Below are 14,242 nucleotides of genomic sequence, written 5' to 3'. Positions count from 1 at the left end.
TCCCATGGTGTGTACACTGTGAAAAAACAGCTGTTTTTGTCATAGGGACATTATAGTATTATATCTTAGTTAAAACAACCCTTTTACAGACTATTAAAAAAGATGGGACTTGATTGGATGAAAGTGAGCAAATTTGGCGGGACGTCAGTAGCTAGTGCACAACAGATAAAAAAAGTGGCCGCAATCATTGAAGCGGAGCCTTCCCGTAAGATTGTTGTCGTCTCTGCTCCAGGCAAACGATTTGATGGAGATGTAAAAGTAACAGACCTGCTGATCAACCTGTCAGCAGCAGCGCTCCGGGAAGAATCAACTGAAGAGCCATTGGCCAAAGTTGTCAGACGCTATTCGGAAATCGCTCAAGACTTAGGAATGGGCAGTGAGATTACGCGAGTCATCGAAACAGACCTGATGAATCGTCTCAAATCAGATAAAAGCTCCCCACCTCTTTTTGCGGATCTGATTAAAGCGAGTGGCGAAGACAACTCAGCCAAATTGATTGCTGCGTATCTAACATCGATTGGACTATCTGCCGAATACGTCAATCCGTTTGACGCTGGATTGTTTGTTAATGGCTTGCCTGAGCGGGCACAAGCGCTTCCTGAAGCTTATGATCTTCTGGCAGATCTTCGCAAGAAAGAAACCATCACCGTCTTCCCCGGTTTTTTCGGTTATACAAAAGAAGGAATACTTCGGACATTTGAACGCGGTGGATCAGACATTACCGGTTCGATTCTGGCTGCCGCAGTCAAAGCTGAGTTGTATGAAAATTTTACAGACGTGGACTGTGTGTTTGCCGCAAACCCGCGGGTTGTTGAAAATCCAGTTGAAATCGAACAAATGACTTACCGAGAAATGCGGGAGCTTTCCTATGCTGGATTTGCCGTGCTACACGATGAGGCGCTAATGCCCGTATTTAAAGCAGCGGTTCCTTTATGCATCCGCAATACGAATAACCCTGCTGCTCCCGGCACAATGATTGTTGCCGAGCGCGACCACTCGCTGCGTCCGGTAACAGGCATCTCTGCCGACAGCGGCTTCTCGACACTCTATGTCAGTAAATACTTAATGAACCGTGAAATCGGCTTTGGCCGAAAACTGCTTCAAATACTGGAAGACGAAGAAATTTCCTATGAACATATCCCGTCCGGCATCGATAACCTGTCTGTTATTCTGCGCAGCCACCAATTGACGGCTGACAAAGAGCTGCGCATTATTGAACGTGTAAAATCAGAACTGCAAGCAGATGATGTCCACATTCGCAGTGATTTTTCCATGATTGTTCTGGTTGGGGAAGGGATGAACAACTCTAAAGGCCTCACAGCACGGGCAGCAAATGCCTTCGCCCGAACTGGCGTCAATATTGAAATGATTAATCAGGGTTCTTCTGAAGTGAGTTTGGTGTTTGGCATACTGAAAGAAGACGAGCAAAAAATCTTGAATGAATTGTATAAAGAATTTTTTGAACCCGCCATGGTTCGTTAAACCGCATTCCTATCTTCAACTCCTGGGTACCTTAGCCCGGGAGTTTTTTATTTCACTCTGTACAGTTATCAGAAAATTGTGATATTATGGAATTATTCTGAGAGGGGGAAAATTAATGACAGGTATAATCAAGCCAAATCCAAAACTTTACGTAATGGATAATGGTACATTAAGCATGGATAAAAATTATATGATTTCAATGCACAACCCGGCAAGTGTACAGAACCCAAATCCACCTGGCGAGATGGTAACATTCCCGGTCTATACGGTATTAATCGACCATCCAGAAGGCAAAATCTTGTTCGACACAGCCTGCAACCCCAATTCAATGGGTGCAGAAGGCCGCTGGGGGCAGGTGACGCAATCCCTTTTTCCAATTGATATGCCCGAGGAATGCTATTTGCATCACCGGCTAGAGGAACTGAATGTCCGTCCGGAAGACATCAAATATGTGGTCGCTTCCCATTTGCATCTGGATCATGCCGGCTGTCTTGAGTTGTTCACCAATGCGACCATCATCGTCCATGAAGATGAATTGAACGGTGCCTTGCAAACCTATGCCCGCAATATGAAAGAAGGGGCTTATATTTGGGGGGACATTGATGCGTGGATCAAAAACAATCTGCAATGGCAAACCGTCAAACGGACCGAAGATGGGCTGCAGCTTGCTGAAGGCATCAAAATTCTGAACTTCGGCAGCGGCCATGCATGGGGAATGCTCGGCCTCCAAATTCAGCTTCCCGAAACCGGTGGAATCATTTTGGCTTCTGATGCTATATACACAGCGGAAAGTTTTGGCCCACCGATCAAACCGCCTGGTATTTTATACGATTCCGTTGGCTATACTTCAGCCGTTGAAAAAATTCGCAGAATCTCTAAAGAAACCAATTCTGATGTCTGGTTTGGCCATGACGCCAATCAGTTTAAGACCTTCCGCAAATCAACCGAAGGCTATTACGAATAACTGGTTACAGGTCGATCAGTCTTCATTTTTCTAGAGACGCCAAAGCACTCAAAGCCCTTCGCCAGGGACTGGCAAAGGGCTTTTATCTGTTCTAGATTTATATCCATTTTTCGATGACTGGACCTTTATTGCCGTATACAGGATCGGTTTTTGGCAAGGGCGTGTTTTGTATATCTTCCAACACATAGGGGCGTTCTCCTGGCTCACCCGTTTTCAGGTTATACGAGACACCCCCAGGATATGCACCAACAATTGCAAAATCGCTGCTGGCTTCCAGCTTTTTGTGGCCTGTTCCTGCTGGCAGCAACACGACATCACCTGTTTCAACGGCTAATGCTGTTCCCTGTTCCCCACCAATCTGTAAAGTTGCAGAGCCACGGCAAACGCCCAACACTTCATGCGTATTGCTATGGTAATGATGGTAACTGAAGACACCTCCAGTCCAGCTGTTTGTCCAGTCGTGGCTGTTAAAGACCCTTTCAATTTCGTGCGGATTTTCTTTAAAAACAGCCGGATAAACAATCACTTCCAACGAGGGATGATTAGGGATTGATCCATCATCCTGAAATCGATAAAACTGTGACTTTTCCATTTTCTCAGCTCCTTTTCGTTTAAGGAACTTTACCCGTGAGGCGATAGATTAATCACAAATTGAAAATTGAACTAATAGAGAGCAAATCACTAGATGCTCTAAAAGCCTATTGCTCAGTTAAGCTATGGATAAATTTCTCCAATCGATCCATACCTTCTTCGAGTACAGGCATGCTATAGGCATAGGAAATTCGCACAAATCCTTCTCCGTATTTAGTGAAAGCTGAGCCAGGCACTGCAGCTACGCCCCCTTCTTTCAATAAGCGCATAGCGAATTCATAGGAAGTCATGCCAAATTTTTCAATTGAAGGAAAGATGTAAAACGCACCTTTTGGCAGTACCACATCAATCCCCATGCCAGTTAAACGGCTATAAACAAAATCTCTGCGCAGAATATACTCTTTATTCATTTCAGCGGGAATGTGGCGCTGATTTTTCAATGCTTCGAGTGCTGCAAATTGGCCTGGCACAGAAGCACAAATGGCATTGTACTGGTGGACTTTCAACACATGTTTCATATACAGTTCCGGTCCCAGCACAAACCCAATTCTCCAGCCGGTCATCGAATGGGATTTGGACAAGCCATGGACTAAAAATGTACGTTCACGCAATTTTTCAAAACGTGCAAAAGTTGAATGTTTTTCACCGTACGAGTTTTCACTGTAAATTTCGTCAGTGATCACAAAAACCTCATGTTGTTCCAATACTTCTGCAACCTTTTGAAGCTGGTCGGATTCCATTGTGACACCGGTTGGATTGGAGGGAAAGTTCATCAATACTGCTTTCGTGCGCTCAGTCATCAAACTTTCAAGGCGCTTCGGATCTGGCTGGAAGCCAGTATCCGATGTGTCCAAGTACACCACTTTCCCTCCGCACAAGTTAATAATTGGTTCGTATCCTGGATAAGCAGGCGCTGGCAAGATCACTTCATCGCCTTCTTGCAAAATGGCCCGAAAAAGAGAATCCAGCCCTTCGCTTGCACCGTTGGTAACAATGATTTCCGTTTTTGAATCATAGTGCAAATTGTAAGAATCGCGGAAAAAAGATGCGATTTCCTCACGCAGCTCCAACAATCCTGCATTGTGCGTATAGCTCGTCTGATCGTTTTGGATGGCCTCGATTGCCGCCAATTTGACTGCCTCGGGTGTTGGGAAATCCGGCTGGCCGATTGTTAGATTAATGGCGTTTGGAAAGTTGATCATTTGGTTGGAAAACTGGCGAATGCCGGAAATTTCAATAGCCTCGATCCGGCTGTTGATTGAGATGCTCATGAGTGACAACCTTTCTTTTACATAAGTTAATTCAAATGAACTACCATTTAAAATATACATCGGATTAATCCTATGAACCAAATAAATGAAGAGGATTTTGCCTGGTAACAGTAATGCAAAAGTATTTGTATAATTAGCTACTCTTAGTAGCAGCCAACTTCTTTACCTAAATACTAAGCAAATTCACTGATAAATATAAGCATACACTAGTGTTTTAACAGCTGCCATCTATGACTTATCAAAACCCGAGCCTCTCCCGGACACTCGCGGCATAATTCTGGCTGACTGGCAAAATCGAACCGTCCCTTAACGTCAATTGATAATTCGAAGCAATATCACGGGATATTTCTTCTATATAATTAATATTGACAATATAGGAACGATGGATTGGCAGAAAACTGTCCGGCAATTGATGCTTCAAGTTTTTCAAGGTATGGATGGAACAATAGGTTTCATTGTCCGTAAAGAACCAGGTTTTCTTCTGGCTGCTTTCGATATGGGATACGAGGTCAACTGGAACCGGACGCCACGTTTCATCAAGCTTGCCCGTCAGAAATCGAATCGGCTGTTTTTGGCGGACGAGGTAATCAGGCGGCAGGATGATCACCAATACCCCACTTTTTTCGCCAAACTTCATTGGATAGCCGATACCGTAGTAAGCTGTTCCCAGAATCGACTCTTCGACAAACATCTCAATCCGCTGCCCTTCCTTTTTGGCACGTGCAGCAATACTGCCAGGAAGCACGGGTTGCCCTTCCCGAATCTGGAGGTCATGAACACCCGCTTTATAGTAGATATACTTCTCCTCCACAGAAATGGCGATCGATGCTTCTTTTGGTATCCAGTCCCCAATGATAAAACCCATTTGCTCCAGCACATTGTTTTCCATTCCCTGATTCTCCTTCCAGATGTGTTTATCCCCAAATAACCGCTTTTATCGTTGCCTATTCCTTTTCATCGCATTTGCCTGACAGTTGATTCTCTCTGTTATATATTAATATACAATAAAATAAACTGTATTAATACAGTTAATAAAACTTTTTTTAGAAAGGGATGATTTGTTTGTTAACGAAATCGACTGTGACCATAAAAGGTGAAGAAATACCGGGAATGGAATCCATTCTTACGCCCGAAGCGTTGGAGTTCATTGAAAAACTGCATACAACTTTCGATAAGCGCCGCGTCAAGCTTCTTGAAAAACGCCAAGTACGGCAAAAAGAAATCGATGCTGGAAAAAAACTCGACTTTCTGCCTGAAACCAAACATATTCGAAACAACGAGTGGACGATTGCTCCTCTTCCGGAAGATATGAAAGACCGGCGCGTGGAAATTACCGGACCTACCAATCGAAAAATGTTGATTAACGCATTAAATTCCGGCGCCAAAATGTTCATGGCGGACCTGGAAGACGCGACTGCCCCCAATTGGTTTAACGTTATTGACGGACAAATCAATTTGCGCGATGCAGTTCGGCGCCAGATTGATTTTGAAGCACCTGAAACCGGAAAGAAATATGCGTTAAATGAAAAAACGGCCGTATTGATGGTACGTCCTCGTGGATGGCACTTGATGGAGAAGAATCTCCATATTAACGGCCAGCCAATTTCCGGAAGCCTTGTTGATTTCGGTCTTTACTTTTTTCACAACGCACAAGAATTGATTGACCGCGGCACCGGTCCTTATTTTTACCTCCCGAAAATGGAAAGCCATTTAGAAGCTCGCCTATGGAACGATGTTTTCGTCTTTGCGCAAAATGAACTGGAAATTCCACAAGGCACCATCCGAGCAACTGTTTTGATTGAAACCATTTTGGCCGCATTTGAAATGGACGAAATTCTGTACGAGCTGCGCGACCATTCTGCTGGATTAAACTGTGGGCGATGGGATTACATCTTTAGTGTCATCAAGCGGATGCGCAACCTGCCGGAGTATATTTTCCCTGATCGCTCACAAGTAACCATGACCGTACCGTTCATGCGAGCTTATACACAGTTATGCATTAAGACTTGTCATCGTCGCAACGCACCTGCTCTTGGCGGCATGGCAGCCCAGATTCCGATCAAAGGAAATGACGAGGCCAACGCTGCCGCTTTTCAAAAAGTGGCAGAAGATAAGCGACGGGAAGCAATGGACGGCCACGACGGAACATGGGTGGCCCACCCTGGCATGGTGGCAATCGCGATGGAACAATTTGATGAATATATGCCTGCACCAAATCAAATTGATAAAAAGCGTGAGGATGTCCAGGTGACCGCTGAACAATTGGTGGCCGTGCCAACGGGTACCATTACTGAAGAAGGTCTCCGCTCCAATATTTCAGTTGGCATCCAGTACATCGCATCCTGGCTAGCCGGAAACGGTGCAGCCCCTATCAATAACTTAATGGAGGATGCTGCTACTGCTGAAATTTCCCGCTCACAAGTATGGCAATGGATTCGCCATCCGAAAGGCATTTTGGAAGATGGCCGGAAGATTGATGTTTCTTTATTCCATGAAGTCGTCGAAGAGGAAGCATCTAAGATTAAGCAAGCGATTGGCGAGGAACGATATGCGTCTGGAAATTATACGGAAGCCCGAGAGTTATTCACAACCCTCACTTTGCAAAGTGATTTTGCTGAATTCCTGACACTGCCTGGTTATCAACTACTAAATTAAACGATTGGAGAGGATCATGATGAACAATACGCACACTTATGAAACTCGCTCAAAAAAAGAATGCCGGGAATGTGGATGTGAAATCAAAGAACAGCGCGAATCGATTGTCTATGAATGTGAGCGCTGCATGGGGAATAAAGAAGAGTGAATCGAAAGATAGGATAATCCAACAACGGGTTGTCCTTTTTTGATGTTCGAGGAAGAGTTGCAAAAAACCAAAACTAAACCGCCCAAATTCAATTTGGGCGGTTGGCTTTATTGTTGATCAGATGATTTAAAACGATAGCGGGTGTCTTCTTCGAGTTTATTGAAGACTTCTATATAGCGTGTACCGCCTTGTGTTTCGGTTGGTGCTTCTTCTCCATCGAGGATATCGGCAAGCGGACGGGCTTCGGGTTCGATAATCACCGAATCAAAATCGTCCATCAATCCTTGAAGTTCGCCATAGCTCTCAACTTCCTTATCTTTTTGGACTTGCTCGAATAGCCGGTCCGATTCTTCTTGTGTCAATTCAACGTAGCCTACTGTAATGCGCTGCTTTTCCATAGTAAAACCTCCTGTAGCGTAATGATTCATTTCTGTCTCTATACCCTTCGGTAGAAATTCCGTAAACCTGCAGCTGCCAGTCACTGGAAGAGAACTTGAATTTCCGTTATGATGAGTGCAACAAAAAAAGACAGACCGGAGTTGATCGTCTTGCGCGTCGCCATATTTGATTTTGATGGGACCTTGTATTCGAAAGAAACGTTCCAACTGATGATGGACCACTTGAAAAACCATCCTGAGCACAGCAAACGGTACCGCCAATTTTACCGTGCCATCATGCCGCCGTATATTGGCCACAAGCTAAAAATTTACCCGGAACGAAAAATGCGCGAACGCTCTGTCCAAGCCTACTTATCTGCTTTGGAAACCTTCACACAAACTGAACTCGAGCGATATTTCGGTGAAATTGCCGACCGGATGCACGGTGATATGAATCCTACAGTTATCGAGCGGTTGAAAAACCACGTTGCCAATAATGATTACGTCATGCTTGTATCTGGAGCTTTCACGCCCCTTCTTCACGCAGTCACCAAGCAATTGCCAATCAAGACCATTATTGGAACTGACATTCTTTACAAAAACAATATTTTGGACCACCGGACACGCATTACACATATTCAAGGACCATTGAAAACACTAAAGATCAAAGAAGCACTTAAGGGACAGGACATCGACTGGGCGAACAGTTACGCATATGGCGACAGCCACTCGGACCTTCCTGTACTTGAACTCGTCGGCAACCCGGTAGCGGTTCAGCCAGAACCCCGGCTGCGGACCGTTGCCACAAAGCGCAACTGGGAAATTATTTAATCGGTCAGTGAACGGTTTAGATTAAAGTGGATATAAACAGAAAAGCGAATCGCAGGTGCGATTCGCTTTTTCAGACTGTCGAGAAACTGATAACAAGCCGTGGGTTTCCGAAGCTTACCGTTCGCTTTCCGCGGGCTCGCGTCCAAGCCTCCTCAGTCACGCTGTTCCCTGCGGGGTCTCGGCCGTCTCGCTTTCCCGCTAGAGTCGAACGGACGCTTCTCCAACCCACTTAGTAAAGACTCACTTTTTGAATGCAGCGGAAGGCAGCGACTCCTACGGGAACAGCGGCGGAGCAAAGCGACAGAGCGACACGAGCTAGAGCCACTAGACTGAGCAGAGCGAGGGAAGCGGCAGAAACCGTGCCCGTGGAATGCATCCGGCTGAAGCGAAATGGATGTGTGATGCCCTTTTTCAACAAGCTGGAAAAGCGAATCGCATTTTTTCACATCTACTCGAGTGTCTCAATACAGATCTTGATACCCTTCAGCAAATCTTCATGAGACCAGCTCGGAATGCGGCCATGCTGGATCGCCAGTTCGTGCGATGCTGGAATGTGGATAAATCCTGATGGCATGTTCGGCTTGTGTGTTTTGGCGTAATGCAATCCCTCGTACATCACGTTATTGCATAGATATGCACCTGCTGTATTTGAAATGGTGGCAGGCAATCCATTAGCAAGCAAATTCTCCACCATTTTTCGGATAGGAAGTGTTGATAAGTATGCCGGTTCCCCCTCTTCCCGAATGGGTTCATCCACGGGTTTATGCCCCTCATTATCCACAGCACCGTCTTTGAAGTTGATGGCGATGCGTTCTGGCGTTATCTTGTACCTCCCTGCTGCAAGGCCAAGCGAAATCACAGCATCCGGATTTTCCTCTTCAATAAACTTGAGCAATGCGGCTCCTGATGAATTAAAATCCACTTGCATAATTTTTCCGACTATGTGATAACTTCCAATCGTCGTTTCGTCTAACGCTTCCACAATTTTCAACGTAGGATTGACCGTAAAATCTAAAAATGGTTCAAATCCTGTCACTAATAGTTTTTTCAACTTTATCACCCCCTATCCGCTATTATACGCATTTCCAAATACTTTCATACAAGATAAAATTCTGAAAACATAAACTTTTTATTTGTACAGAAAAAAACTTCCCAAAAATTTTTACCTGTGTTAAAATTCATTTTAATGAATAAACATACACATAACAGGGGGAACTAATTATGATTAAGAAAAAACCATTTATCGCTTTATTTGCATCATCTGCTTTATTGCTTGGCGCTTGTGGAAGCGATACTTCGAGTGAAGCAGGATCTTCAGAGGAAAAAGAAGTATTGGAAATGGGCACATCGGCAGAATTTGCGCCTTTTGAATCGCGCAATCCAGAAGGTGAAATTGTCGGTTTTGACATTGACCTTGCCAATCATATTGCAGACGAGCTTGGCTATGAACTTGAAATCACAGATATGAAATTTGATGGGTTGATCGGCGCTTTGCAAAATGATCGCGTTGATATGGTCATTGCTGGCATGTCTGCAACTGATTCCCGCAAAGAAAATGTTGATTTCTCTACAGAGTACAACCATTCGGGCGAAATGTTCGTTACCCCTAAAGATTCAGAGCTTACTAGTCTCGAATCATTGGAAGGCAAAACGGTAGGTGTTCAGCTTGGTACGATCCAAGAAGAAGGTGCGAAAAGCATTATTGCTGACGAAGGCATTAATTTTGAATTAAAAGCTTTGGACGATTCTGGCGCATTGATTCAGGAAATCCTATCCGGCCGCATCGATGCTGCATATATGGATAAACAAGTTGCACTTGGCTATATCGAAGCGCAGGACCTTGGCGCATTCGATGATCCGACCACAGCTTCACCTGGTATGGCTGTCGCTTTTCCTAAAGGCAGTGAACTTGTAGAAGATGTTAACGGTGTACTAGCTGCTATGGAAGAAAGCGGCGAGTTGGACGAACTGAAAGAAAAATGGCTGACTGACGAAGAGTAAACTTTCCTTTAGAAAAGAGTTGTAGTAGATGAACCTGGATTTCTCACAAATAGTTCCCTATATCCCTTTCATGCTGGAAGGGATATGGGTCACCTTAAAATTTGTATTCTTCGCCATTATTCTTGGTTCCATTCTTGGAACAGTGCTTGCTTTGTTCAAGATTGGCAGCATAAAGCCGTTGCGATGGTTCGCCGATGCTTATACGTCGGTTTTCCGCGGAACACCATTGATTTTGCAATTGATGATTATTTATTACTCCATTCCCCAGCTGAGCGGCTATGACATTTCACCATTTCTGTCAGCTATCTTGGCTTTCGGACTAAATTCATCCGCTTACATTTCGGAGATTATTCGTGCCGGCATTCAAGCTGTCGACAAAGGACAAATGGAAGCAGCACAAGCTCTTGGCGTCCCTTACCGCGCCATGATGAAAGACATCATTTTGCCCCAGGCCTTGAAAAACATTCTGCCAGCTTTGATGAATGAGTTTATTACGTTAACAAAAGAATCCGCCATCGTTTCGACCATTGGCTATCTCGATCTGATGAGACGGGCGCAAGTAGTGGGCGCCGACCTGTTCCGCAACTTCGAACCCCTATTATTTGTTGGCCTCATCTACTGGTGCCTTGTAATGGGCTTAACGATGATTGGCAGAGTTTTCGAACGGAGGCTGAAACAAAGTGATTAATGTCCAAAACCTGTATAAAAAGTTCGGCACCAATGAAGTGTTGAGCGATATTTCCACGACAGTAAAAAAAGGTGAGGTGGTGTCGATTATCGGTCCTTCTGGTTCCGGCAAGTCGACGTTCCTTCGCTGTCTGAACTTGTTGGAAGTTCCAACTTCCGGCACGATTGAAATCAACGGCAAGAACTTGACGGCATCTAAAAAAAATATCCATAAGATTCGCCAGCAAATCGGCATGGTGTTTCAGCATTTTCATTTGTTTCCGCATTTGACGGTACTTGAAAATTTGACCTATGCACCAATGAAAGCTAAAGGCGTCAAAAAAGCAGAAGCAGAAATGAAGGCTCGCCTCCTGCTTGAACGAGTTGGTTTGTCCGAAAAAGAAAAAGCCTATCCAAACAGCTTGTCAGGCGGCCAAAAGCAGCGTGTTGCCATTGCGCGTGCGTTGGCAATGGAACCTGAACTGATGCTGTTTGATGAACCTACTTCAGCACTCGATCCAGAGATGGTCAAAGAAGTGCTGGACGTCATGAAAGATTTGGCGAAATCCGGTATGACCATGGTCGTTGTTACGCATGAAATGGGCTTTGCTCGGGAAGTTGCAGACCGTGTTTTGTTCCTTGACCACGGCGTCCTTGTTGAAGAAGGCCAGCCGGTCGAGTTTTTCAGCAACCCTACAACTGAACGTGCCAAAGATTTTTTGGCTAAAGTATTGTAACAGGCATCCCTTGGATGCCTGTTTTTTGTCGCTGTTGATTCTGTTTGTTCATTTGATGCTCAAATATGGACAGGCTGCTTAACACCTCGACATGTTATAATCAGTTTTGGCAAACATGCAGAAAACAGAGGTGGAAATGTGTTTAGAAAAATTATTATTTTACTGGGAGTCTTATTTTTCATGTCGCTGATCATTTTTACAGCCGTCATGTTTCTAAAAAATGAAGTGGAACTTTATTCGCAAAATAATGTTTCTTTATCAGTTGAAAAACCGACGTTCATTACACTCAGTGAACCCGAAACCAGTGAGAATGGCTCAGACTTTACACAAATATACAATATGACGTTTCTTGGATTGGACGTTGGCACGTACACATTGGTTGACCGATCGCTGCCAAACGGCACGTCCATTATTTTTGAAGAAATCCAAAATACCGGTTGGATTCCTTATACTTTCTCATTGAACGTCAACGGATTGGAAAATGCGGAATTTAAGTCTTGGAATCCTGAACCGACCGTTAGACTCGATGAAGCACTTTATGGTCCAGATCCAACAACTAATCCTTACGGAGTATTCACAAAAGACGCTGGTGAAATTCTGATTGGCAACGTCTATGTATCCCGCAGCCTGCAACTTGGCAATGGTGAATGGGTGCAGGAGCTGCGCCATGAGATTGCTGAATTTACCACTGAAGAAGGTGTGTTGTCGAAAAACTTGTGGCTGCCTCCTAAACATTCGAGCCAGACATGGTTAATGGCTGCTCCAGAACCGTTATTTGAAACGGAAGAAGCGGAAGATGAATGGATCACTTTTTCACTTGAAAACCGCTTGTCCCAGCTAAACTGGCTGACGCCGGAAGGTCCATACGTCAAACTCGAATTGACCGATGACCTACGAACAGAGCTTGCTTATGGTGATCTAGATGAACGAACAGCAGACCTCCCTTCTCTTGAGTGGAATGAAGACTCACCTTCTTTGTTCTTTGAATCGATGGTTATGAACGCAGAAATCAATCAGCAATAAATACGTTAAAAACCGCTGGTGCCATTGCTCCAGCGGTTTTTTAGCTAACAAAACCAGTAGAAATAGAACTGTAGATTTCCAAGTAACCCCGCTTTTTTATTATCAGAATAGCCTGTATAATAGAAGTAGATAAGGACTCCGCGTTCATTGCCAGCTAGCTGCACAATATCATACAAGGAGGTTAATCATAATGGAACGCAAAGTACTCGATCCCCGTGAAGCTGAACTTCGTATAGACGACGATTTCAATGCGGTTCTGAACATGATTGGCGAAGGCGCACCTGACTATCCAGCTTATGAAGAAGACGAGATTCCAAGACGGCGGCAGCGGGAAGATGAACAAGTGAAAGATCTTCATTGATGTCAAATCATGGCCTCTCTGCAACAGAGAGGCCATTTTTATGCAAAAAAACCCCGTTCAAAAAAATGAACGGGGTTTTGGCTTAACTCATCATTTCTGCCACGTAATCATACGAACGCAAGCGGTCTTCCTGATGGAAAATCGGCGAGTTGACGATAACTTCGTTGGCTCTTGTTTTAAGAATAAAGTTCTTCAGTTTTTGTTTGACGATGTCTGGTGTTCCGACAATCATCGATTCGGAATCCAGCTTGTCACGGAAAATCGCAATTTCTCGATCTGTCCATACCTCTTCTAAGTTGTCGATCGGCGCTTGGAACGTCGTCGGCTCCCCTCTCATCAACGAGAACATCTGCTGCTGAGATGAAGTCGCAAGCCATTCAGCACGTTCCTGAGTTTCCGCCACAATGATGTTAACCCCGAGCATGGCATATGGTGATGCCAAAACGGAAGAAGGCTTGAAGTTCTGATGGTACAGCTGCAGCGCCTGCATCATATAATCTGGCGCAAAATGGCTGGCGAATGCAAACGGCAACCCTTTCAATGCGGCAAGTTGTGCACTAAATCCGCTTGATCCAAGCAGCCAAAGCGGAATTTTCAAATTAGTTCCGGGATAAGCACGAACACGCCCCACCGGATTTTCTGAAAAGTAGTTTTCCAGCTCTGCCACCTGCTGAGGGAAATCATCTCCACTGCTTTGCAATGTCCGGCGCAATGCATAAGCAGTTGCCTGATCACTCCCAGGTGCACGGCCTAAGCCCAAATCAATGCGGCCCGGATAGATGGTTTCCAATGTGCCAAATTGTTCGGCAATCACAAGCGGCGCATGGTTCGGCAGCATAACTCCGCCTGAACCTACACGAATAGACTCTGTCGCGCCTGTAATATGGCCAATCAGGACCGATGTTGCTGAGCTCCCAATACCGGGCATATTGTGATGTTCCGCCAACCAATAACGATGGAATCCTAACCGCTCTACATGCTGTGCCAATTCCACACTATTTATAAACGTCTGTGCCGTTTCCGCACCTTCATTGATCGGCGCCAAATCGAGCACACCCAATGGTATATTTTCAAATTTCTTAATTTCCATATCTATTCCACTCCTATTCCCTTCCATTGTAGCGATATTTCACAA

The 14,242-nt window shown here is 44.8% G+C and carries 16 protein-coding genes; 10 read left to right on the top strand and 6 right to left on the bottom strand.

What is annotated here, in order from left to right; all coding sequences use genetic code 11:
• The first annotated feature begins 117 nt into the window (after positions 1-117).
• A complete protein-coding gene (locus tag AC4EHK_RS04765; protein ID WP_490977641.1) occupies positions 118-1,482 on the top strand; it encodes an aspartate kinase in 1,365 nt (454 codons plus the stop codon).
• A 115-nt stretch (positions 1,483-1,597) separates the two neighbouring features.
• Positions 1,598-2,446, top strand: a complete 849-nt coding sequence (gene ahlS, locus AC4EHK_RS04760) for an AhlS family quorum-quenching N-acyl homoserine lactonase (protein ID WP_490977640.1) — start codon at positions 1,598-1,600, stop codon at positions 2,444-2,446.
• 97 nt (positions 2,447-2,543) lie between these two features.
• Here the strand turns inward: ahlS and AC4EHK_RS04755 are convergent, their stop codons facing one another.
• The 3 genes from AC4EHK_RS04755 to AC4EHK_RS04745 form a co-directional block, all read right to left on the bottom strand.
• Entirely contained in the window at positions 2,544-3,038 is a 495-nt protein-coding gene (locus tag AC4EHK_RS04755; protein WP_490977639.1) for a cupin domain-containing protein, read from the bottom strand.
• 106 nt (positions 3,039-3,144) lie between these two features.
• Positions 3,145-4,308, bottom strand: a complete 1,164-nt coding sequence (locus AC4EHK_RS04750; protein WP_490977638.1) for an aminotransferase class I/II-fold pyridoxal phosphate-dependent enzyme — start codon at positions 4,306-4,308, stop codon at positions 3,145-3,147.
• Between the two features lie 238 nt (positions 4,309-4,546).
• Positions 4,547-5,197 (bottom strand): LytTR family DNA-binding domain-containing protein, encoded by a 651-nt coding sequence (locus AC4EHK_RS04745; RefSeq protein ID WP_490977637.1) that lies wholly within the window; start codon positions 5,195-5,197, stop codon positions 4,547-4,549.
• Between the two features lie 164 nt (positions 5,198-5,361).
• On the opposite strand from AC4EHK_RS04745, the gene aceB reads away from it, so the two are divergent.
• Entirely contained in the window at positions 5,362-6,963 is a 1,602-nt protein-coding gene (gene aceB, locus AC4EHK_RS04740) for a malate synthase A (protein ID WP_490977636.1), read from the top strand.
• Positions 6,964-6,982: 19 nt separating this feature from the next.
• Positions 6,983-7,111 (top strand): protein YhfH, encoded by a 129-nt coding sequence (locus AC4EHK_RS04735; protein WP_490977635.1) that lies wholly within the window; start codon positions 6,983-6,985, stop codon positions 7,109-7,111.
• A gap of 107 nt (positions 7,112-7,218) precedes the next feature.
• Here the strand turns inward: AC4EHK_RS04735 and AC4EHK_RS04730 are convergent, their stop codons facing one another.
• Positions 7,219-7,509 carry a hypothetical protein gene (locus AC4EHK_RS04730; protein WP_490977634.1) on the bottom strand — a complete coding sequence of 97 codons (291 nt, stop codon included), beginning with the start codon at positions 7,507-7,509 and terminating at the stop codon, positions 7,219-7,221.
• Positions 7,510-7,617: 108 nt separating this feature from the next.
• Between AC4EHK_RS04730 and AC4EHK_RS04725 the strand changes: the two genes are divergently transcribed.
• Entirely contained in the window at positions 7,618-8,319 is a 702-nt protein-coding gene (locus AC4EHK_RS04725; RefSeq protein ID WP_490977633.1) for an HAD family hydrolase, read from the top strand.
• Positions 8,320-8,767: 448 nt separating this feature from the next.
• Here the strand turns inward: AC4EHK_RS04725 and pcp are convergent, their stop codons facing one another.
• A complete protein-coding gene (gene pcp / locus AC4EHK_RS04720; protein WP_490977632.1) occupies positions 8,768-9,370 on the bottom strand; it encodes a pyroglutamyl-peptidase I in 603 nt (200 codons plus the stop codon).
• A gap of 170 nt (positions 9,371-9,540) precedes the next feature.
• On the opposite strand from pcp, the gene AC4EHK_RS04715 reads away from it, so the two are divergent.
• The 5 genes from AC4EHK_RS04715 to AC4EHK_RS04695 all read left to right on the top strand — a co-directional run bounded on the left by AC4EHK_RS04715 (position 9,541) and on the right by AC4EHK_RS04695 (position 13,107).
• A complete protein-coding gene (locus tag AC4EHK_RS04715) occupies positions 9,541-10,320 on the top strand; it encodes an ABC transporter substrate-binding protein (protein WP_490977631.1) in 780 nt (259 codons plus the stop codon).
• A gap of 28 nt (positions 10,321-10,348) precedes the next feature.
• On the top strand, positions 10,349-11,008 hold the full coding sequence (locus AC4EHK_RS04710) for an amino acid ABC transporter permease (protein ID WP_490977630.1): 660 nt from the start codon (positions 10,349-10,351) through the stop codon (positions 11,006-11,008).
• Complete coding sequence (locus AC4EHK_RS04705) at positions 11,001-11,723, top strand: amino acid ABC transporter ATP-binding protein (RefSeq protein ID WP_490977629.1); 723 nt, start codon at positions 11,001-11,003, stop codon at positions 11,721-11,723. The genes AC4EHK_RS04710 and AC4EHK_RS04705 overlap by 8 nt, the downstream gene beginning before the upstream one ends.
• A 180-nt stretch (positions 11,724-11,903) precedes the next feature.
• Positions 11,904-12,746 (top strand): hypothetical protein, encoded by an 843-nt coding sequence (locus AC4EHK_RS04700; RefSeq protein ID WP_490977628.1) that lies wholly within the window; start codon positions 11,904-11,906, stop codon positions 12,744-12,746.
• Between the two features lie 190 nt (positions 12,747-12,936).
• On the top strand, positions 12,937-13,107 hold the full coding sequence (locus AC4EHK_RS04695; protein WP_490977627.1) for a hypothetical protein: 171 nt from the start codon (positions 12,937-12,939) through the stop codon (positions 13,105-13,107).
• Positions 13,108-13,189: 82 nt separating this feature from the next.
• Here the strand turns inward: AC4EHK_RS04695 and AC4EHK_RS04690 are convergent, their stop codons facing one another.
• The gene (locus AC4EHK_RS04690) at positions 13,190-14,197 is read right to left on the bottom strand and encodes an LLM class flavin-dependent oxidoreductase (RefSeq protein WP_490977626.1); all 1,008 of its coding nucleotides are present in this window, start codon (positions 14,195-14,197) and stop codon (positions 13,190-13,192) included.
• Positions 14,198-14,242: the final 45 nt, after the last annotated feature.

The organism is Planococcus sp. TJ-307, from assembly GCF_058268435.1.
This window is presented reverse-complemented; position numbering and strand designations above follow the sequence as displayed.